This window comes from Candidatus Gorgyraea atricola, from assembly GCA_030765235.1.
GTDB classification, from domain to species: Bacteria; Omnitrophota; Gorgyraeia; order Gorgyraeales; family Gorgyraeaceae; genus Gorgyraea; species Gorgyraea atricola.
In genome coordinates, this window is the sequence record JAVCCW010000015.1 from 1 (window position 1) to 19,127 (window position 19,127).

General features: G+C 39.5%; 18 protein-coding genes and 3 tRNA genes. 1 reads left to right on the plus strand and 20 read right to left on the minus strand.

What is annotated here, in order from left to right; translation table 11 throughout:
- The 14 genes from dnaX to P9L93_03070 form a co-directional block, all read right to left on the minus strand.
- Positions 1 to 1,194, minus strand: a 1,194-nt coding sequence (gene dnaX / locus P9L93_03005) for a DNA polymerase III subunit gamma/tau (GenBank protein ID MDP8230054.1), incomplete at its 3' end; no start/stop codon positions are given.
- A 14-nt stretch (positions 1,195 to 1,208) separates the two neighbouring features.
- Positions 1,209 to 1,302, minus strand: a tRNA-Ser gene (locus tag P9L93_03010).
- A 75-nt stretch (positions 1,303 to 1,377) separates the two neighbouring features.
- Complete coding sequence (gene tadA, locus P9L93_03015) at positions 1,378 to 1,833, minus strand: tRNA adenosine(34) deaminase TadA (protein ID MDP8230055.1); 456 nt, start codon at positions 1,831 to 1,833, stop codon at positions 1,378 to 1,380.
- Positions 1,830 to 3,596, minus strand: a complete 1,767-nt coding sequence (locus tag P9L93_03020) for a hypothetical protein (GenBank protein MDP8230056.1) — start codon at positions 3,594 to 3,596, stop codon at positions 1,830 to 1,832. The genes tadA and P9L93_03020 overlap by 4 nt, the downstream gene beginning before the upstream one ends.
- Positions 3,586 to 4,212, minus strand: a complete 627-nt coding sequence (locus tag P9L93_03025) for a CDP-alcohol phosphatidyltransferase family protein (protein ID MDP8230057.1) — start codon at positions 4,210 to 4,212, stop codon at positions 3,586 to 3,588. The genes P9L93_03020 and P9L93_03025 overlap by 11 nt, the downstream gene beginning before the upstream one ends.
- A complete protein-coding gene (locus tag P9L93_03030) occupies positions 4,193 to 5,590 on the minus strand; it encodes a radical SAM protein (protein ID MDP8230058.1) in 1,398 nt (465 codons plus the stop codon). Before P9L93_03030 ends, P9L93_03025 begins: the two co-directional genes overlap by 20 nt.
- 14 nt (positions 5,591 to 5,604) lie before the next feature.
- Positions 5,605 to 6,663 carry a radical SAM protein gene (locus tag P9L93_03035; protein ID MDP8230059.1) on the minus strand — a complete coding sequence of 353 codons (1,059 nt, stop codon included), beginning with the start codon at positions 6,661 to 6,663 and terminating at the stop codon, positions 5,605 to 5,607.
- On the minus strand, positions 6,648 to 8,426 hold the full coding sequence (gene pabB / locus P9L93_03040) for an aminodeoxychorismate synthase component I (protein ID MDP8230060.1): 1,779 nt from the start codon (positions 8,424 to 8,426) through the stop codon (positions 6,648 to 6,650). The genes P9L93_03035 and pabB overlap by 16 nt, the downstream gene beginning before the upstream one ends.
- Positions 8,427 to 8,506: 80 nt before the next feature.
- A tRNA-Ser gene (locus P9L93_03045) sits at positions 8,507 to 8,596 on the minus strand.
- A gap of 66 nt (positions 8,597 to 8,662) precedes the next feature.
- A tRNA-Arg gene (locus P9L93_03050) sits at positions 8,663 to 8,739 on the minus strand.
- 81 nt (positions 8,740 to 8,820) lie between these two features.
- Entirely contained in the window at positions 8,821 to 9,597 is a 777-nt protein-coding gene (locus P9L93_03055; GenBank protein ID MDP8230061.1) for an N-acetylmuramoyl-L-alanine amidase, read from the minus strand.
- A 1-nt stretch (position 9,598) separates the two neighbouring features.
- Positions 9,599 to 10,357 (minus strand): divergent polysaccharide deacetylase family protein, encoded by a 759-nt coding sequence (locus P9L93_03060; GenBank protein ID MDP8230062.1) that lies wholly within the window; start codon positions 10,355 to 10,357, stop codon positions 9,599 to 9,601.
- Positions 10,354 to 11,673, minus strand: coding sequence for a YhjD/YihY/BrkB family envelope integrity protein (locus P9L93_03065; protein MDP8230063.1), 1,320 nt, complete (start codon positions 11,671 to 11,673; stop codon positions 10,354 to 10,356). The genes P9L93_03060 and P9L93_03065 overlap by 4 nt, the downstream gene beginning before the upstream one ends.
- Positions 11,670 to 12,452 (minus strand): AsmA family protein, encoded by a 783-nt coding sequence (locus tag P9L93_03070; GenBank protein MDP8230064.1) that lies wholly within the window; start codon positions 12,450 to 12,452, stop codon positions 11,670 to 11,672. Before P9L93_03070 ends, P9L93_03065 begins: the two co-directional genes overlap by 4 nt.
- Positions 12,453 to 12,587: 135 nt before the next feature.
- Here P9L93_03070 and P9L93_03075 point away from each other — a divergent pair, with 135 nt between their 5' ends.
- Positions 12,588 to 13,529, plus strand: a complete 942-nt coding sequence (locus P9L93_03075; protein MDP8230065.1) for a hypothetical protein — start codon at positions 12,588 to 12,590, stop codon at positions 13,527 to 13,529.
- Here P9L93_03075 and P9L93_03080 read toward each other — a convergent pair.
- The 6 genes from P9L93_03080 to P9L93_03105 all read right to left on the minus strand — a co-directional run bounded on the left by P9L93_03080 (position 13,512) and on the right by P9L93_03105 (position 19,008).
- Positions 13,512 to 14,237, minus strand: a complete 726-nt coding sequence (locus P9L93_03080; protein ID MDP8230066.1) for a lysophospholipid acyltransferase family protein — start codon at positions 14,235 to 14,237, stop codon at positions 13,512 to 13,514. The two genes, P9L93_03075 and P9L93_03080, sit on opposite strands and share 18 nt — an antisense overlap.
- A gap of 50 nt (positions 14,238 to 14,287) precedes the next feature.
- On the minus strand, positions 14,288 to 14,488 hold the full coding sequence (locus P9L93_03085) for a cold shock domain-containing protein (protein ID MDP8230067.1): 201 nt from the start codon (positions 14,486 to 14,488) through the stop codon (positions 14,288 to 14,290).
- Between the two features lie 175 nt (positions 14,489 to 14,663).
- A complete protein-coding gene (locus P9L93_03090; protein ID MDP8230068.1) occupies positions 14,664 to 15,917 on the minus strand; it encodes a DEAD/DEAH box helicase in 1,254 nt (417 codons plus the stop codon).
- Positions 15,918 to 15,960: 43 nt separating this feature from the next.
- Entirely contained in the window at positions 15,961 to 17,112 is a 1,152-nt protein-coding gene (locus tag P9L93_03095) for a Fic family protein (protein MDP8230069.1), read from the minus strand.
- Positions 17,113 to 17,551: 439 nt separating this feature from the next.
- On the minus strand, positions 17,552 to 18,724 hold the full coding sequence (locus P9L93_03100) for a hypothetical protein (protein ID MDP8230070.1): 1,173 nt from the start codon (positions 18,722 to 18,724) through the stop codon (positions 17,552 to 17,554).
- A gap of 86 nt (positions 18,725 to 18,810) precedes the next feature.
- Complete coding sequence (locus P9L93_03105) at positions 18,811 to 19,008, minus strand: helix-turn-helix domain-containing protein (protein ID MDP8230071.1); 198 nt, start codon at positions 19,006 to 19,008, stop codon at positions 18,811 to 18,813.
- Positions 19,009 to 19,127 lie beyond the last annotated feature (119 nt).

The following is a 19,127-nucleotide window of genomic DNA, read 5'->3' on the forward strand; positions in this document are numbered from 1 at the left end:
ATTTTTCGAAAAATTCTGCTGTTGCTGCGTGTTGCTCGGCGCCGCGCTTTTCAAAGATTCGGTTATCTCCGGCAGTTTCGAAAGCATCTCTTCTATCGAAGTGATAGAATCCCTGGTAGTCAGTTTTATCATGCACAACTCCAGCACTATCCTCTCAGGAAGAAGTTGTTTTATCATCCTCAGGCCATTCGAGATCACGTTTATGATATAAAATATATCTCCATGCGAAAGAAGTTCTGACTGTTTTTTTACCCGCTCTATGGCTTCTTTGGAAAGATCTATTATGTCTTCTGAAACAGCACCTGATTTCGCGATCATAATATTCCTGAAATGTTCGAGTATCTCAAGAAGAAATTGCTTAGGGTCCTTGCCTGAATTTAACACCTCAGCCACCAGATGAATGCCAGCCTTTGTGTCCTTCTTTATAATCAAATCAGCGCATCGAAAAAGCAGCCCTTCCTCTATCATGCCAAGAGATTCAATAATATCTTTTAAACGCACCTTTCCCTTTGAAAAAGACGCGACCTGATCAAGTACGCTCTCTGCGTCACGCATGCTGCCATCAGAGGCCTTAGCGACATATAAAAATACGCCTTCTTCTATATCCAGTTTCTCTATTTTGGATATCTCTTTAAGCTTCGCGACGATCTCTTTTATGGATATGCGCCTGAAATCAAACCTTTGACAACGAGAAAGTATGGTAGCAGGGAGCTTGTGCGGTTCTGTGGTAGCGAATATGAATTTTACATGCTGAGGCGGCTCTTCCAGCGTCTTTAAAAGCGCGTTAAAGGCCGGCATAGTAAGCATATGCACTTCGTCGATAATATAGATCTTGTAACGGCCTTTTGAGGCTGCGAATTTTACTGTCTCGCGAAGATTGCGTATCTCGTCCACGCCATTATTTGAAGCGCCGTCTATTTCTATGACGTCAAGGCTGGTACCCTTTATTATCTCAAGGCATGAAGCGCATTTGTTGCAGGGTGTTGGGGTAGGTCCTTTTTCGCAATCAAGGGCCTTTGAGAATATACGCGCAGTTGAAGTCTTTCCAATACCGCGCGGCCCAGTAAATAGATACGCATGGTGCACTCGATTTAATGAAATAGCATTCTTGAGAGTAGTAGTAATATGCTCCTGACCTACTACTGCGTCAAATTCCTGCGGCCTGTGCTTGCGTGCAAAAGGAAGATATGTCATAGTTTAAAAATTAATGGCGGAGAGGCAGGGATTCGAACCCTGGGTCCCGGTTTGATCCAAGACAACTCCTTAGCAGGGAGCTCCGATCAACCACTCTGGCACCTCTCCAATTTTTTCGAAGAAAAAATTGATCCTGAGCAAGCCAAATAATGCAAAGCATTATTTGGCGCGTCGAAGGACCTATTACTTTCTCCGTTTCCTCTTAAAAAATTCCTTTATTAAAAAGCTGATTTCTTCTTCTAAAATACCTTTATTGATTTCAAATTTATGATTTAACTTCTTATGGTTAGCTAAATCAATCACTGAACCGCATGCGCCGGTCTTTGGGTCAGATGCCCCATACACGAGTTCCTTTATGCGGGCAAGAACCATTGCTCCTGCACACATGCTGCAGGGTTCAATTGTAACATACATCACACAATCTATCAATCTTTCATTTTTTAGCTCGGCTGCTGCCTGTGTAATAGCTATCATCTCTGCGTGCGCGGTAGGATCCTTTAAGAGTTTTATCTGATTATGGGCCCTGGCTATAATAGAACCCTTGTGCATAATCACAGCGCCTACAGGCACTTCATCTCTATCAAATGCCTTCTTTGCCTCGCGCAAGGCCTCTCTCATGTAAAACTCATGCCCTCTCATATCTTCCTCTTAAAAAGCGCTATGCCGTATTCCCTGGTAGTAAAAGGAAACGGTCCAAACTGCTTGTATAAAGTGTAATTTTCCCTGATGTATTGCATTATATCTGTAGCATAATCCTTTCCAAATGCCGGATATCCATATTCAGTTGTATCTCTCTGTGTCAATGCCACATAATCGATCTCTTTATCTTCCATTTCTGAAATAACTCTATCTACGATATTTCCCCTCGCAAGATCCAGCGGCAGATACATATTAAAATATAATGGGTTTTCCATCCCAGAGAAAAAGTTAATGCCCAAGCCTTCAGGAAAAACCACAAGGGTCTCTCTTTCGCTCGTATTCATCTTTAAAAAATCGATCAATTCTTTAAATCTTTTCTCTCTATCTGCATTAACAAGTTGTAAAGTGCCTTTCTCCGAATCGATCTTCAATGTCTTGTTTGCATAACAAAATCTCGAAATATTCAAATGGCTTATGACAAAAAGTATAAAAATAAACATGTAGCCAAATCTAAAAAATTTTCTGCTCCATTCTTCCTTAAGTCGCTCTGGCAATATCCTAAGAAAAAATACATGATAGATGATCAGACCAGGAAGCACAATGTAAAAACCGTAATGCCCTGCCCATACATAAAATAACATCCTGCTCATCAAGAACAGCGAAAAAAGACATAGGACCGCTAGAAAGAGTTTCTTTTTGCTGTATCCGCCCCTGATAAATTGCCACATTGAGATCAAGAGCACTGCCAGGCTGATCAAAGGCAGGCTTTTATATTGCGCGGCATAATTCACAAATAGTTTTCTAAAAAAAATAAAACCCGTCCATGTAAAAATAAATCCTATAAAAAAAGAACAAAAAATCCTGTTAAATACTTTCTTAAATCTAAGAGTATAAGCCAGGATAAAACCTCCTGCTGCAAAAAATATAGAAAAAAGAATATAATACAAAAACCCCTTGAACATATCCATTAAACCCCCGAGAATATCTTCTCCTGCCAAAAGCCAGCTGGTAAAAGGATTACTTGCATTTATATTGGCAAAGGCTGTATCAAGTATGCTGCTTTTACCAAGAGAACTCCCAGATAAAGCAAAAAATAAGCTATACAAAATTGCTGCAGAGGCACAGGGTATTATCAGATACTTCAGCTCCTTTAATGATAAAATGGCAATTGATAAAACTAGAAAAAGGCCTATCTCTATCCTGCATAAAAAAGCAGCTATAAGAAAAACGATATAGAAAACTTTATATCTCTTCTTGTCTTTAAGCATGGATAGGTAAAAACAATACAGCGCCGCAAAGGCAAACATCATACCATGTATTGCCGGGTAACTATAAGGTATGACGAAATTATAATTTCCATAATAGACATACTGGCCAAAGGCAAAAACCAACAGAAATGTCAGGACTGTAAATGTAGAGAAAAATATATCAAGAAAGATCCTGGATATTTTATAGATCAATGCGCTTACTGCGCAGATAGTAATGACACCGCTCAAGACAAGACTATAGACATTGGCTCCGAACAGTTTAAATAAAAAGGCATTAAAGTATGGAGAGAATGGGCCATAAAGATAATGGATATCTCTATATAACACTTTCCCAAGAAAGAGCTGCCAGGGTACATACATCTCTCGCCCCACATCTACGATGAGATCTCCCCACTTAAGCCATGTGAAATCCAAAAGATAGGCAATAGAACATGCTGTTATTAAAACAGAGACCCATCCCTTTTTCCAGAATAGCGATATAATTTTAAGACGCATTCGTAAAAACCTCTTTCAATACACCTCTGCTATCATAGACCAATAAAGCAAACCTTAATAAATTAAACAACACAAGGATGATAGAACCATAAAAGATAACATGCCGCAATCCTATAAAATATACACTGGTATCTGCTAAGACTAACGCCAAGGCAGCCAAAAAGAAGATGGCAATTTTGAAAACAAGGTATATCACGCGTGAAGGCCTGGATGAGACAAAGAATATGCCGAGTTTAGACTTATTTATAGCGAATGTTCCCACCCCCTTCTCATAGGACAGGGACCTTATAAAGTCTGAGGCAAAGGATCGCGCTATAAAAATAAGGGCAACAGCCAAAGGCACAAGGCCTTTATAGGCAAAAAATACGAGGAGGAGATTTTCTGTTATCCTGTCCCCTAATGTGTCCATAAGTGCGCCTGCCTTGGAAGAAATATTAAATGTCCTCGCTACATATCCGTCAAACCAATCCAGGATCGCTACGACTATTAAAAGAACGAGCCCTGAGATCCTACTTGCAGAAGACGCGTTATTAAGCAAAAATATCACTAAAAACACCAACGCGCTTCTAAAAACAACTACTATATTAGCTAAATTCTTAAAGAGATGCTCTGGCAAATGTCCTCCACGCGCAAACAAGTGTCTGAAAAAATCCCCTTGTCTCCGATTTAATAAAAATAAAAAAATACACCACCGCCCACCAAACTTTAAAGAATATATTCGGTGGCAAGATTATCGTTTTCTTTATGAGCCAGCGTAGCCTGGGAAAAAGCACTGCTGTCTGAAAAAAACAATGAAGATTGTGCAGTTTCTCAGGCTCAGGCACTTCGAATGAAATCTTTGTCTGCTGATATGCAGGCCCTATATCATTCATTTTTATCTTACCTTCGTACCGCTCAGCAAGCCGCGTACCTGCATAAGGCGTCAAGAACGAACACCTTGGATACTCTACGCCTATTTTAACATTTAGGTCGATAGTCTCAAATGTATTTTCTACTGTCTCCCCAGGAAACCCGATCACATTAAAGGTCATGGCCTTAAGCTGATATTTTTTAAGGAGCCTGCCTATGTCTTCGATCTGGCCATTTGTAATATGCTTGTTCAGTACTCCGGACCTTAAACCCTCGTTGCCTGTCTCTATACCAAAACTGACTGCATGACATCCTGCATCTTTAAGCAATTTTATGATTCTCTCATTTAATGTAGCCACATTTGCAGAACAGACAAATGGTTTTTTTATCTCGTTTTTATACCTTTGCAAAAATTCCCCAAGCCATTTCTGATCGGAGACAAAAAGATCATCCACGAAGTAGATAGATTTCAGTCCATATCTCGACTCTGTCTCTTTTATCTGATCAATAAGATTTCCAGGGCTATAAAACCTTATATATTTTCCTTTATTGCGGTAAATATCTCTTAATTTCTCATTAAAACAAAAGCTGCATGAAAAAGGACACCCGCGACTGGCCATAAAAGTTTTAAGAGGGCTTTCTCTTATAATCCTGTACCTATCATAATAGATCCCCCTGTCAGGAAAAGGGAGCTTATCTAAATCATCTATGAAAGGCCTGACTTCATTCCTTTTAACGCCGCCAGGAGATTTAAATGAAATATTTGGAATGTTACTATAATCATTGCCTTCATCGTATGCATTGGCTAAATCCAGCATTGCAAATTCGCCTTCGCCGCAACAAGTAATGTCAACACCAGGATGATTTATTACGTCAGGATAAAAAGTAGGATAAGGCCCTCCAAAAACTGTTAATACATCCTTTGACTGCTTTATCTGGTTAGCAGTCTCTATCGCCCAGTTATGTTCACCGCTCATTACAGAAAAGGCAACTATATCTTTTTCTTGTATATTCTTAAGAAAATCCTTCGCGTGCCTGCCAATAAAAAGATCAACGTTGTGACCGTGCCTTTTTAGATTAGCTGAGATGATCTCAGGCCCAGCATATTCATACCATATTCTCTGTAAAAATATAATCCTGGCCATAGGTTAATTTCTGCTCACGCTAAACAGGCCTCTATCAATGACCCAGCTATAGCACTATATGCATCGCACGGGCTCCAGCAAGAAGGGCACATATGATTAGAACATTCGTAACTCAAGCGCCTGGCATCTTCTTGATTCCAGATACTAGAAAAATCCTCTTTTAAATCTCTTATATTCATCAATCTTTTATTGTACATCGTGCAGGGAAAAAGATCTCCATAGGGGTCAAGAAAACAGCTTGAAGAAAAGGCCTGACATTTAAGCGGGCATTTATCAGTCTTTATGTACTTAAGATATAATTTTAAATATCTGCGCCTTAAAAAATTATTAATGGAAAAACCCTCTTTATCCATTTCTAAGATCTTGGTTATTTCAGCAGCTACTTTACTATTGTCTAATGGCTCCATGTCCTGATTCCCATAATAAAGACTAGATCTCTGGAATACATTTACGATAATGTCATCAAATTTAATACCAGGGTATGTGTCTTTTAACACTGCGAATGTATCAGAGAACTTATCCATATTGTGCGCTGAAAGTGTAAAATCCAACTGCGGCCTGACCAATTCCATATCTTTTAAACGCTTAAAGGTCTCTATTGCCCTAGCCCATGCACCCTCTACACCTCTTATTTCATCATGTAGCGAGGGCGGCCCATCTATGCTTATGCTGTACACGAGCTTGAGGTCTTTATCTTTTTTCCTTACCTCTTTTGTTAAATCAACTATTCTATCTGTCAGCTGACCATTCGTTGAAATATGTACTGCGCCCAGCCTTTTACAATAATGCGAAATAATATCTATTATCTCTTTTAAATCAGGTCTCAAAAAGGCCTCGCCTCCTGTAATACCCACCCATGAAAACTTATTAGCCTTTTTGAAAAAATTATCTACTTCATTAAGTGTCAGTTCGTTGCTATGGTCGCGCTTCTGCCATATGTTACACATCTTGCACTTCAGGTTACACCTGTATGTCACTACATACGATATCTTAAGGGGAAAAGATAATCTTCTAAAGTTCGAAATGGCCATTGATTTAAGAAAATGCAGTTTTTTTATTAAATTACTTTGCATTCAACCATACCTCTTACTGAATTCACCATATAAACCTTATCCGCATTGCATAAATCTTTCTTGTACAGTATCTTTTCTCTCAGGGGAAATTGCCTTTTATTTAAAAGAGACTTTCGATAGACACCATTCAATAATCCACACTCAAGTGGCGGCGTGTAATAAAACTGTCCTTTTTTTATAATTATATTAGATATAGCACCCTCTGTAATCTGATTTTTCTCATTTCTGAAAATTATATCGAAGTACCCACATCTTTTCCATTTTGTGTGTTCTTTATTATATAGATCCCTGTTTGTGCTCTTATGATAGAGGTATGGATTTTCAGAAGAGACCTTTTTATTAGAAAATCTTACCTTTGATTGCGTGCTGCCATTTATCTTTGAAAAACTTAAATCTATGTCACCGGATTTATCTAAAAGAAGTCTTACTTTATAATCTGCATTACTGTTGAATTTTTTTTCAAGGCTTTTTAGTATGGTTTTCTTATCAAATCTAAAATTGAAATACTCTGCAGAGGCTTTGAGTCTTTCAAGATGTGAACTTAAAAGAAAATAACCTTTAGCGCGTTGCCATAACATTGTCTCAATGAGTTTAAAATTCCTTTTCTCCTGAGTTATGAAATTCGCCTTTAATTTACACTCTTCGAATTCCTTGGCCGCGTCTGAATCAATGACAATGCCGCTTCCTATGCCCATTTCACCCTTTTTTGTCTTATTGTCTATCAATGCAGTTCTTATGGCTACATTAAAAACAGCATCTCCTGAAGGCGTGAAAAAACCAATGCCCCCCGTATAGATACGTCGAGGTTCTTTTTCAAGAGAATCTATTATTTTCATCGTGCTTATCTTTGGCGCGCCTGTAACAGAGCCTGATGGGAAGATAGCCTTAAATAAATCATAAAGTGATACATCTTTCTTGAGCCTACTTTTTACAACTGATATCATCTGTAAAAGGGTCTCGTATTGCTCCACCTCAAATAGCTTTTTAGTCTTAACGCTCCCAGACTTGGAAATCCTGCCAAGGTCATTTCTTAATAGATCCACTATCATCACATTTTCGCTTCTATTTTTAAGGCTCTTTTCTAGTGTCTCAGTATTACGCCTATCCCCCTCTATATCTCTTCCTCTATCAAACGTGCCCTTCATGGGCCTGACTTCTATAGAGTCTCTATTTTTTCTAAAGAATAGCTCTGGTGAAAAAGATAGTATGGAGTGATTTTGCGTTTTTATTAGAGCTGAGTAAGAAACACTCTGCTTTGCCTTGAGATCCTCATAAAATCCCAACAATGACCCCTTAAAATCAAATTTATATTTAAAAGTATAATTTACCTGATAGGTATCGCCATTTTTTATAAAATCTTTGATATGCCTTATGTCTTTCGTGTATTTATTTTTGGAGATATTTGCTCGAAGATTTCGAATCTGATGGGTTAATCTCTGTTTTGTTAAGCCCAATTTGTCTTTATGGATAAAAATATTGGGTTTCTTATATATACCAAACCACAAAAGTGGGAAATTCGAATCTATAGTCAAGCCATTCAAACTCTCCTCGAAAAATACCCCCGCCTCATAGGAAATAAATCCCGCTGCATAATAACCCTTTGATATAAAATTCTCTATCTCTAAAAACGCGTTCTTTACATCTTCTAACTTATATATAGCTACTATCTTAATGGGATTAGAAAATAGATATGACCTTGAGTTATGCTTATCAAATTTATTCGTCTCGAGGAATACGAAATTATTTTTAGGAAGCTTTAGCATTAGCAATAGAAAGGTACTTTTACAAATTTGGCTTGCCACCCGAAGCATGCTGCGAAGATTAGCCCCATGTGAGCGAAGGGTGGCGGAGAGAGCAGGATTCGAACCTGCGAGGCTCTTACGAGCCTAGCCGCTTTCGAGGCGGCCCGATTCAACCACTCTCGCATCTCTCCAACATAGTAAAAAATGGCCTGCCACCCGAAGCATGCTTCGAAGATTCGCTTTATTTGAGCGAAGGGTGGCGCGCCCACCCCGGTTCGAACGGGGAACCTACGCCTTCGTAGGGCGGCACTCTATCCAATTGAGCTATGGGCGCGAATGTTATGTGCTTAATATATTATACCACGGAAAGCAAAAACTCAATTAATTTCTGTGGGGGTGGGTACAGTGCTTAACTTTATGGTTCGAGGCGGCGGCGGAAGTCTGGCCAGGGAAATCTTGTGCCAGGGCATTCAGTCTGGGCGCCTTCTGCCTGGCCATGACCTAAAATGTGAGACTTGGGAATATTATAGTATTCCTTCAACCTATTCACCAAAAAAATAAGTGACTCCATTTGTTTCGCAGTAACTCTGTCCTCACTGAAATTCCCCACAAGACATATACCAATGCCACAATAGTTCATGCCATCTGCCTTGCAATGCGCGCCGTCCTCCTGGTGTAGCCACCTGGGCGAGACCTCTATCTGGCCATCCTTCTTCCCTGATGTGCCATTATCTATCACGAAATGATAGCCCAGACCTTTCCATCGTCTTTTCTTGTGCGCAGAATCAAACTTGAGGGCATTCCCAACATCTGTTGCGCTGTGATGGACGATTATATAATCCCATTTCCTAGAAGGCCACATAGGTATTACTGCCCTTATAGGTGCGGCGTTCGGAACAACAAGTCTTTGCCCTTTTTCTAAGGTATTGGCATCTCTTAAACTGTTCGCTCCTACAATATCATTTACTGTGACATCATACATCTTGCTTATCCGCCATACTGTTTCGCCAGGCGCTACTTCGTGATACACAGTGCCCCTGGTTATTTCCGCAGGCGCGGTTATGATTTTTTGTGGGATAGTGGGGTATGGCTCAATGGTATGCAGGCCATGCGTACCTCTCGCTGGCACACGAGCACAGGAGCTGAGCATCAAGGATAAAATAATAAAAGATAATGTTTTCAATTTTCTCATATTACCTCGCTAATGTTTTTAAAGGCACGATCTTTATACCCTGCTTTTCAAGCTCCGGTATCGCATCTTTTATCGCATTCAGTGTAATTTTTTTATTATGCCCGACCCCTATGGCGCTTCTTTTTTCAAGCGCTATCGCGGCTAATTCTCGAATCTGTTTTCTTATATATGTCTCAAAATTCGCCAGATCAGTCTGGTCCGTAATATCCAGAAATACATCTCTGACCGCGCATTTTAATCCTACCTCATGCGCAAGATAAGAACATGCTGAATCCGGCGCTGTCAGGCTATCAAGAAAAAATAACTTCCTTTTCTCCAGCTCAGACAAAACAATACTCATGATCTTTTTATCTCTTGTAGCCTTTGAGCCCTGATGATTTGAAACACCAATTACGCCAGGAATACTTTCTATGTCTTTCTCTAATATAGAGACTATTCTGTCCTCGGCCATGCTGGATCGTATCGTATCGATCTCTGCCGCCATTCCGCTCTTTGACTCGAGAGGCAGATGCAGAATTATATCATGTATTTTGCTATTTTTTCTAATTTCCTCAGCCACATAAGATGAATATCTTAGATTTGGCAATATGGATATGGTAAGAGGCCTGTTTATTTCTAAGACAAGATCAATATTTCTCTTATTATATCCCCAGTCATCGATCACAAATGCAACCAGACCCTTTGGCCTCATGGCTCTATAAAGAGTAAATGACAATCCCAATATTACCACTAAGACTATAATAAAAACGCGTTTTTTCATAGATCTCTTAATAGAAGGTTTGCCGGTGATTTCTCTACTATATTATTGAAGATCCCTAAAGATTCGGATAGCTTCTTTAATTCTTGAGAGTCGCCTACCGGCACATTATTTGTACCACGTTCTTCCATGGCGTCTACAACGCGCTTTATAGTTAAAGAGCCGGTATCGCAGGCAGGTTGAAAAGCCACTACCTTATATTTGTCGGTATGTATTTCAGAGACAATGCCGCTTTCAACTAATTCAAAGAGTATCTGTCGAACCAATCTAACAGGGATCTCCAGGATATGCGAGATCTCTGTGGCTGTGCATGGCCTTTGGCATTTAGCGAAATTCTTTGTCAATAAATGCATGATCCTTAAAGAGATAAGTTTCTTAAAAGAATAACTTACCCGCAGGCAATCCGGTTCAAACTCATATGTGTCCACATTCTGATGCGCAAAAGAGATCTCAGCCCCAAGAAATACTATGAGCCAGCTAAGCTGCAGCCACACTAAAAATAAAGGCAGCGCGGCAAAGCTTCCGTAGATGGCATTGTATTTCGCGACACCTACCTGAAAGTTTATGTAGCCCCACTGGGCAAGCTGATAAATCGTGCCAGCTGCTATGCCTGCCAGCATACCAGATTTAAAGTTGACCTTTGTGTTGGGCATAAAAAGATAAATAAATGTAAAAAGCACCCATATGACACAATACGGTAAAAGCTTCAGCATGAAAAATATAACAGGGCTGAAAAATCCCAATAACGCCACCTTTTCAGTAATAAGCGCGATCTGGGTACTTATAAAAACAGTGGCACTGCTGGACATAATAATCAGTATCGGGCAAAGAAGCATTATTGAAAGATAGTCGCTGAATTTCCTGCCCAGGTTTCTCTGTTCTCTTATGCCCCAGATATCATTGAAAGATTTCTCGATATTGCCCAGCACCTTTATGACAGTCCAGAAAAGTATGGCAACACCTATGCCTGCTACCATGCCGCCTTTTGTATTCTCAAGAAGCTTATTAGCGAAATCCACTATCTGCATCAACGCTGCTTCCTGCCCAGGCATCTTATTCAAGATCTGTTTTTCAAGGAGCTTTTCAAAACCAAATCCTTTAGCTATGCCAAAGGCCATGGCAACGACAGGTACGATAGAAAGCAGGGAATAAAACGTCAATGCAGAGGCCCGCAACTGACATTTATCCTCATCAAAACCGCGCAATGCTACCAAGATAATCCTGAGCTGTTTGATCAAAAAAGACTTTGCAAATGGGAGATTCTTCAAGCGTATTCGCCAGATATCTGTCTTTAGGAAATTAACGATCTTTGGTATCATTTCCCCTCTTCTTTCCCGCCAAATGGCAGAATGCTCTTAAGCGTATCAGTGACCTTTTCTGTTGCCTCTTTAGCAGTATCTGTTACAGCCTCACCAGCTTTTAATGCTACGCCCAATGTAGCGCCCACTCCCTCGTCCAGTAGGCCCAGATCAAAACCAGTAAGGTTTGCTATAGGGGTATTCGTGAGCGCTTTTAAAACGATAAGATTTGCCAATTTTTTAGGGTCGTCTATATTCTCATACCTTTCATTGATATTTACTTTATACTCCTTAACGCTGGGAGTGGCCCTATTGTGATAATCCTTATATATGACCTTTCCGATTTTTAGCTCCAAAACATCTATTTGAAGGTTGGGTGCTTTTGTCTTCTTTTTAGAGCTCTCTTTCGTTGTCTCCTTTTGTTCCTTAATAGCTTTTAATGAATCCAGATTAAGTTCTCCTTGTTTATTTTTCACGACGATAAATTCATTCAGGTTTAATCTTACTTCCTCAAGATGGATCTTTTTTGTGAGTAGCGCTCCCAAATCATAATCAACGTATATCTCTGGTATGTCTATCATCAGTCTATCTTCAAATTGTCGAGGATTAAAAAGCCTGAGGTTATTTATATCAATAGCGCTTCTAAATATACCTATATTAAAACTCTTCATATCTAATTTAAGTCCTGTTACAGCCCTGACGCCTGTAGAGACTACTGTCTTGGCAATCATATTTTTGGCAAAGATGGACACGATAGGCAAAGCTATTATTATAATAATGACAGGTACTATCTTCTTCATACTACACCTCCCTTAGTTTTAATGGTTAGATTGTATGATACTACTGGAGCATAAAATAGGCAAGTCCAAAGTAGAGGGCAAAAAATAAAATTGGGCCTGTTCATTTGTGGAGAAATATGATAATCTATATAGATTATGAAGATTGGCATAGCAGCAGAAAATAGGCCACGGGAAAAAAGAGTCATCATTCAGCCTCCTGAAATTAACGCAATCGCGGCCAGGCACGAAGTAATTATTGAAAAGGGTGCCGGGGTAGGCATTGATATCCCGGATAAGGCCTTTATAGAGGCAGGCTGTAAAATTGGTTCGCGTGAAGAAGTTTACTCCTGCGACTTAGTGGTCCGCATCAAAGAGCCTAGTTTTGAAGAAATCAAGATGATACGGCCAGGCAACATTATTATGTCCATGATGCATATACGCTGCCGCCCAAAATTAGAAGCGGCCTTACGTAAACAGAAATTGATCGTGATTTCTCTGGAAAATCTAAAGGACCCGCTTGGCAAAAGAAAGGTCGAGGCAGTTGAGAATTCTGGCCGGATTGGGATGGAATATGGCTTTAAGCTCTGGGGAAAAGATCCTGCGACTGCCAACGTGAAGATCATGGGATATGGCAATATGGCCAGGGGTGCTATCCGCTGCGCAGCACGTAAATTTGCAAAGATTAAAATTTTGAATAAAAAAGATTTTTTAGAGATGGCTAAGTATATCCCAGAAACAGATATACTAGTAGATGCGGTTAATCGTCCTTATCGCCGTGACGTTGATAAGGAACAGCCTTTTGTTACCCGCGAGATGCTAAAACTCTTTAAGCCTAGATCTGTTATTGTGGATCTGGTTTCAAACCCTGAAAATCACGCGCCAGTGGAAACCATGCGGCCGACCACTTTGGATGACCTGTATTATACTGTCGACGGCATCCACCATACCTCCTGTTGGGGATGGCCAGGCCTGGAGCCAAAAACAGTTGCTAAAAGATACAGCCTGCAGCTTGCGCCAATCCTGAAGAATATAGCGAATAATGGCATTGAAAAATGTAACAAGCTGATTAAATCCGCTATTCTAAATTACTCCAACTAAAGATTCCATCTTTTTGTGCACAGTCTCTTTTAAAAAAGCGAGATCACCAGGGTCTAGATCCTTTGTTTCGACCACCGGAAGCACAGTCAGCTTGCTGTTTATTTTTGCTTTGAAAAGCCAGCTCCCTTTGGGGATAGCTTCTCTAGTACCATCTATTACAATTGGAAGAATGGGTTTCTTTTCCTGTATAGCCAGCTTAAAAGCACCGTTTTGAAACTCGCTCATCTTGTCCGTTTTGCTCCGCGTGCCTTCTGGAAAGAATAGTACTGATACATCATTCTTAAGCCAATGCGCAGCTTCTCGATATACCTTTTTAATGCTTCCGAATTTTCCTCGTGACAGCATTATGTGTTTAGTAAGAAAAAGACACCATCCAATAAACGGTATTTTAAAAAGGCTCTTCTTTGCTACCCATTTGAACTGCATGCGAGTCTTATACATTACTGCGATATCACCGAGGCTTTGATGATTAGCGACTATTACGTATGTTTTATGCTTATCGATATTCTCTAATCCGCTCACCTGGATATTCCAGTATGGATTGAAACCAATAACCGCGTCTGCCCACCAGAAGCATTGCGAGTGGAGAATTTTTCTTTGTCTATCAAAAGGGAAGAGAATTATAACTAAGATAAGGTCTACAAAAAAGAGTGCGATGGTAAGAACTGCGGTAACTATCCATATTCCTGCTGAAAGTATGATTGTCATAATTAAAAATAGGGCCTGCACATAAATAACAGGCCCTATTTGTTTCCGGTTTATAGCTTTACTACGTTCTGAGCTTGATTGCCTTTAGGGCCTTTTGTGATTTCAAACTCTACTGCTTGACCTTCTGCTAAAGTCTTAAAGCCATCGCTCTGAATCGCAGTGTGATGTACGAATACATCCGCTCCGTCTTCAGGTGTGATGAACCCAAAACCTTTCTGGTCATTGAACCATTTTACTGTTCCTTTTGCCATTATCTACTACCTCCTTTCTTCAAGATTATAGTAAACAACGGCAGAAAAATAAAAAAACCGAAAGGCGAATTCTTAACTGCCTTACGGCTAAAGACTTCTACTCACTTATTTACTACTTCAACTGTAGATTATTATACATTACTGTGTTGCTGTTGTCAACTAAATTAATAAAAATCTAAAAAGCCTTGCGGTGGTGTTTGCGGCGGCTATGCCCATGGAATCTCGAGCGTTTTCCTCGGCTCCCTTGGTACGGTTTTGGATTCTGATGATATCTTGACTCTTCGATAAATTTTTCCTTTGGAAATTCTGGGTGTTCTATTATTGGCAAGGCTGTCTTAATAAGCCTTTCAATGCTTTTGACATCACTGCCCTGTTCAGGCGTGGCAAAAGATATAGCACGGCCTTCATGCCCAGCGCGGCCTGTGCGGCCAATGCGATGCACATAATTCTCAGTGTCATCAGGGAGATCATAGTTTATAACAAGCTCTATGCCCGTAACATCAATGCCCCTGGCAGCAATATCAGTGGCAACAAGTATCTTATACTTTCCTGATTTAAAACCTTCTAGCGCCTCTTTTCTCTGGGAAAGTGAACGGTTTGAGTGGATCTCAGCAGCTCTGCGATTCATTCGCTGTAGATCGCGCGCTATCTTTTTAGCGCCTATTTTTGTCCGGGAGAAGATAAGCACTGGACCATGATAGCGGTCAAGTAGTTTTATTAAAAGCTGCCGCTTTGAGCTTTTCTTAACAATAAAGAGTTCCTGTATAATACGCTCCGCGGTAGTTCCTGAGGGAGCGACTTCAACATGTATAGGAAGCTTCATATGAGCGGCTGCCATTCTCACGATTTCTCCTGGTATAGTCGCGGAAAAAAGCATTGTCTGCCTGTTTCGCGGAACAAATTTAAGAATTTTTTCGATCTGCGGCAGAAATCCCATATCAAGCATACGATCCGCCTCATCCAAGACCAGGACATTTACATCAGCCAAAAGAACTGTGCGCCGCTCCATATGATCGACAAGGCGTCCGGGAGTAGCGACCAGAATACGCGGGTTTTTTCTCAGTGCCTTCAGCTGCAGCTGCATGGATGCGCCGCCTATAATAACAGCTGTCTTTATGCCAAACGACGAGGCGATCTTCTGAAACGTCTCGTTAACCTGAACAGCAAGTTCCCTGGTAGGCGCAAGAATCAGCGCGCGGCCCTTTCTCTGGGAAAGACGCTGTATAATAGGAATAGCAAAGGCAAGTGTCTTGCCAGTACCAGTCTGCGCAACTCCTATAATATCTTTACCTTCTATGGCAGTGGGTATGGTTTTATGTTGGATCGGCGTAGGGACTGTGAATTTCATTTGATCCAGTATATCGAGTATTCTAGGGGCAATCCCAAGTCCGTAAAAAGAAGTATTTGTCTGGCGTAACGGTTGTGTCATTATGGTCTATGATAACACGTTTGGATGGTATTGTATATAACTATTAGGTTATAGTCTCTTGCTTAAGAATATCTAAATATTCTTTGTAGACAAATAATTTGTTTCGTTCTTTTCCTGTTATCTCACTTAGTACATCAATTTTTGTAAGTTTCATGCATACATCGCTTGCTGTGGGAAATGTTATATTCATAATCTTAGCTATATCTTTTATAGAAACAATTGGTCTATCAAAAAGCTTCTCGTAAAAAATAGCTGCCTTTGATGATTCTTTATAAGTCTCGATAACCATTTTTTTGTCTTTATCTTTTAGATTTATTATTTTAGTCGACGTCTTGCAGGCTTCTTCAGCTACACTTGCAACACCTCGTAAAAAGAATTTAATCCAGGATTCAAAGTCACCTTTTTCCCTTACCGCCATAAGGCGGTCATAATATTCTAAACGATTTTGTTTGAAGTAATGACTCAAATAAAGCAATGGCTTTTTTAGAATTTTTTTATGGCATAAAAAAAATGTTATAAGGAGTCTGCCTATCCGACCGTTGCCGTCTAAAAATGGATGTATTGTTTCGAATTGATAGTGCATGAGCCCACATTCGGCCAACAAGGGATAGCTGAGCTGAGAGTGCATATATTTTTCTAAGTCTCCTAATGCTTGTGTCATTTCGTGTGGTGGCGGTGGTACAAATCTAGCATTGCTTAACGTGCATCCTTTTGGGCCTATCCAATTTTGAGTTTTTCTCAACTCACCTGGCGCCCTATCTCCTCCTCTAACACCATGCATAAGCTCTGTATGTATCTCTTTAATTAGCCTAAGAGAAAGCGGCAGCTCTTCTATTTTCTTTAAACCATAATTCATTGCTTTAACATAATTGACAACTTCGGTTACATCATTTAGAAGCTTTTTTGGTTTATTTCCAGACTCATATTCCAGAACATCTTCCAAAGAGGCCTCAGTTCCCTCTATCTGAGAACTCAATACTGCTTCTTTCCTCACATACATTGCCACAAATAAATTAGGATTTGGCAAAGCCTCTGATATGCCTGAAAGACGGCCAACCGCGGTATCTGCTCTTGAAAGCGCGTCTATTGTTTCTTTATCAAAGATTAATTGTGGCTTGGGGGGCAGAGGATTTGGAATAAAAGCTTTATATTTATTTGGCTGGCTTATATTTATTCCTGCTCTTTTCGTGTCCATAACAGTTACAAGTATACACTCTTATTAAAGAAATGTCAAGTTTTCTTTAATTAATTCTGATGTTATTAAAATTGGCTTTAATAAAGAGAGGGCTTTGGTAATTTTATTAAAGGTTTTCAGATTATTCTTTAATAAAATTTACTGGCTTGCCATCCGTAGCATGCTACGAAGATTCACCACATTTGAGCGTAGGATGGCGGAGAGGGAAGGATTCTCGTAAGGGGGTTTTTGTAACTTGTTGTAGTTTAACGAGTTATGGACTTAAGTCCTTGATTGACAAGGGGTTAGACTTTCTATATAGTTCACTTTAGTTCACTCTATTACTCTGTATATTCTCTTTAGTTGGGCACCATTTGGGCACCACTAAGGCAGGAAATTGTGAATGGAGACAGGATTACAAAAACAGACTTTAATGGTTACAGCGAGGTCAACACAATATTTAAAAGTTGAAGGTATAAACATCGTCTTCCAGCAATCCCATCTTGCCTGTAGCAGGCTCAATAATAATAAGACGTCGCGTGTGGTCAAATCTGTTCAATGTGAGCAACATAAGAGCGTATCGATCGCCTGGCAACCAACTTAGAGCTGAAACCCTATCCCCCACTCCTTTCATGTAATGATAGTCTGTCCAAAAACTTGCTATTTTGACTTCATTACCATCGATGTCTCTAAAATATAAATCTTTGAGCCTATGCGAAGGAGAAAGTTTAGTAAAAATAATATCTCCTTTACTCGAAGCAGACCCCTTCCTATTAACAGATTCTATTTTATCCACAGGTTTCATCCTTGTATTGGGAGGATAACCATTATTATAGAATAAATGTGCCCCCAAAGATTCAAAAATACTTACGCGCTTCTTAAATTCTTTACCATATGGTATAAGATCTTGGTTAGAGAATGAAACTTCTTTTAAAAGTTTCAATTTTAAATTTTTAACATTAAATCCAAAAAACTTATTACGAGAACCGACAAAATAAATATATTCTCCACTCTTATCCCAGCATATCTTCACTTTATCATCCACAATGCCTAAAAACCCTGAAATGCCAAAAGAAGATAAAGTAGAATTATCTAAGAGTAAACTCTTTTCCTGAGAAGTAAGATCATATAAATAAATTTCAAATTGTTCTCCATCGTCAACAAAAAAAACGAATCTCTCGCCATCAGGAGCCCATTCGACAGAACGATGTCTCCTGTAAGAAGATTTTCTGTCATCCATAGCGAATCTATCTATCACCACTGGTTCTTTGGTATGATCATTTAAATCTAAAATAGATATAGAACGCATCTCCTTATTCAATTCATATTCAATAAAAAGCATATGTTGGTTTTTTGGTGAGATTTTATAAGAGGAGACCTTATGTTTTGAAAGACACACTTTGTTGCTACCGTCACTGTTGACTGACCATAATTTATCCTTTTGGAGATAGTATATTGGGACTTTTTCTTCTACCCAATGAGTATCTTCCAAAATGCTTTTTTCTGATTCTAGCCCACTTTTTCGCTCTAATTTTATTGAAATTGCCCTACGTAAAATAAAAACAGCACCTATTATACAAACTAAAACTATAATTAAAACACTTACCCATCCTGTATTTCGCTTCAGATGCATCACATTCCCCCTTTTTCATATAATTATACCCTATATACCTTAAAGTTTCAATTTTTGTGCAAAATTAGGGGATATGGGAAGGGAAATTATATGTCTATTTTATAGGCTCCTCTCCCCTTCCTTTGCCTCTTCCTAAGCCATTCTTCTACCTTTTGTTCCCTGAACCTTATAGAATTGCCGATTTTAAGAGAAGGTATATAGCCATAATGCGCCCATTTGTAGACTGTGGAGAGCTTGACCTGTAGTATTTCGCTGAGTTGTTTAGGAGTTAAGAGGTTCTTCATAAATATAGGGTGTTAGAATTGATTACTCTCCGCCAATCATTTTTTTATAGATTTTGGGCATAATTTGGGCACCAAGGGGTGATAAAAAGTTAGGCGAGTTTATAACTATCTGAAATAAA

Coding starts and splice junctions, on each gene's coding strand:
- tadA (MDP8230055.1), bottom strand. CDS start 1,833: ATGAGAGGGCATGAGTTTTACATGAGAGAGGCCTTGCGCGAGGCAAAG.
- P9L93_03020 (MDP8230056.1), bottom strand. CDS start 3,596: ATGCGTCTTAAAATTATATCGCTATTCTGGAAAAAGGGATGGGTCTCT.
- P9L93_03030 (MDP8230058.1), bottom strand. CDS start 5,590: ATGGCCAGGATTATATTTTTACAGAGAATATGGTATGAATATGCTGGG.
- P9L93_03035 (MDP8230059.1), bottom strand. CDS start 6,663: ATGCAAAGTAATTTAATAAAAAAACTGCATTTTCTTAAATCAATGGCC.
- pabB (MDP8230060.1), bottom strand. CDS start 8,426: ATGCTAAAGCTTCCTAAAAATAATTTCGTATTCCTCGAGACGAATAAA.
- P9L93_03055 (MDP8230061.1), bottom strand. CDS start 9,597: ATGAGAAAATTGAAAACATTATCTTTTATTATTTTATCCTTGATGCTC.
- P9L93_03060 (MDP8230062.1), bottom strand. CDS start 10,357: ATGAAAAAACGCGTTTTTATTATAGTCTTAGTGGTAATATTGGGATTG.
- P9L93_03065 (MDP8230063.1), bottom strand. CDS start 11,673: ATGATACCAAAGATCGTTAATTTCCTAAAGACAGATATCTGGCGAATA.
- P9L93_03070 (MDP8230064.1), bottom strand. CDS start 12,452: ATGAAGAAGATAGTACCTGTCATTATTATAATAATAGCTTTGCCTATC.
- P9L93_03075 (MDP8230065.1), top strand. CDS start 12,588: ATGAAGATTGGCATAGCAGCAGAAAATAGGCCACGGGAAAAAAGAGTC.
- P9L93_03080 (MDP8230066.1), bottom strand. CDS start 14,237: ATGACAATCATACTTTCAGCAGGAATATGGATAGTTACCGCAGTTCTT.
- P9L93_03085 (MDP8230067.1), bottom strand. CDS start 14,488: ATGGCAAAAGGAACAGTAAAATGGTTCAATGACCAGAAAGGTTTTGGG.
- P9L93_03090 (MDP8230068.1), bottom strand. CDS start 15,917: ATGACACAACCGTTACGCCAGACAAATACTTCTTTTTACGGACTTGGG.
- P9L93_03095 (MDP8230069.1), bottom strand. CDS start 17,112: ATGGACACGAAAAGAGCAGGAATAAATATAAGCCAGCCAAATAAATAT.
- P9L93_03100 (MDP8230070.1), bottom strand. CDS start 18,724: ATGCATCTGAAGCGAAATACAGGATGGGTAAGTGTTTTAATTATAGTT.
- P9L93_03105 (MDP8230071.1), bottom strand. CDS start 19,008: ATGAAGAACCTCTTAACTCCTAAACAACTCAGCGAAATACTACAGGTC.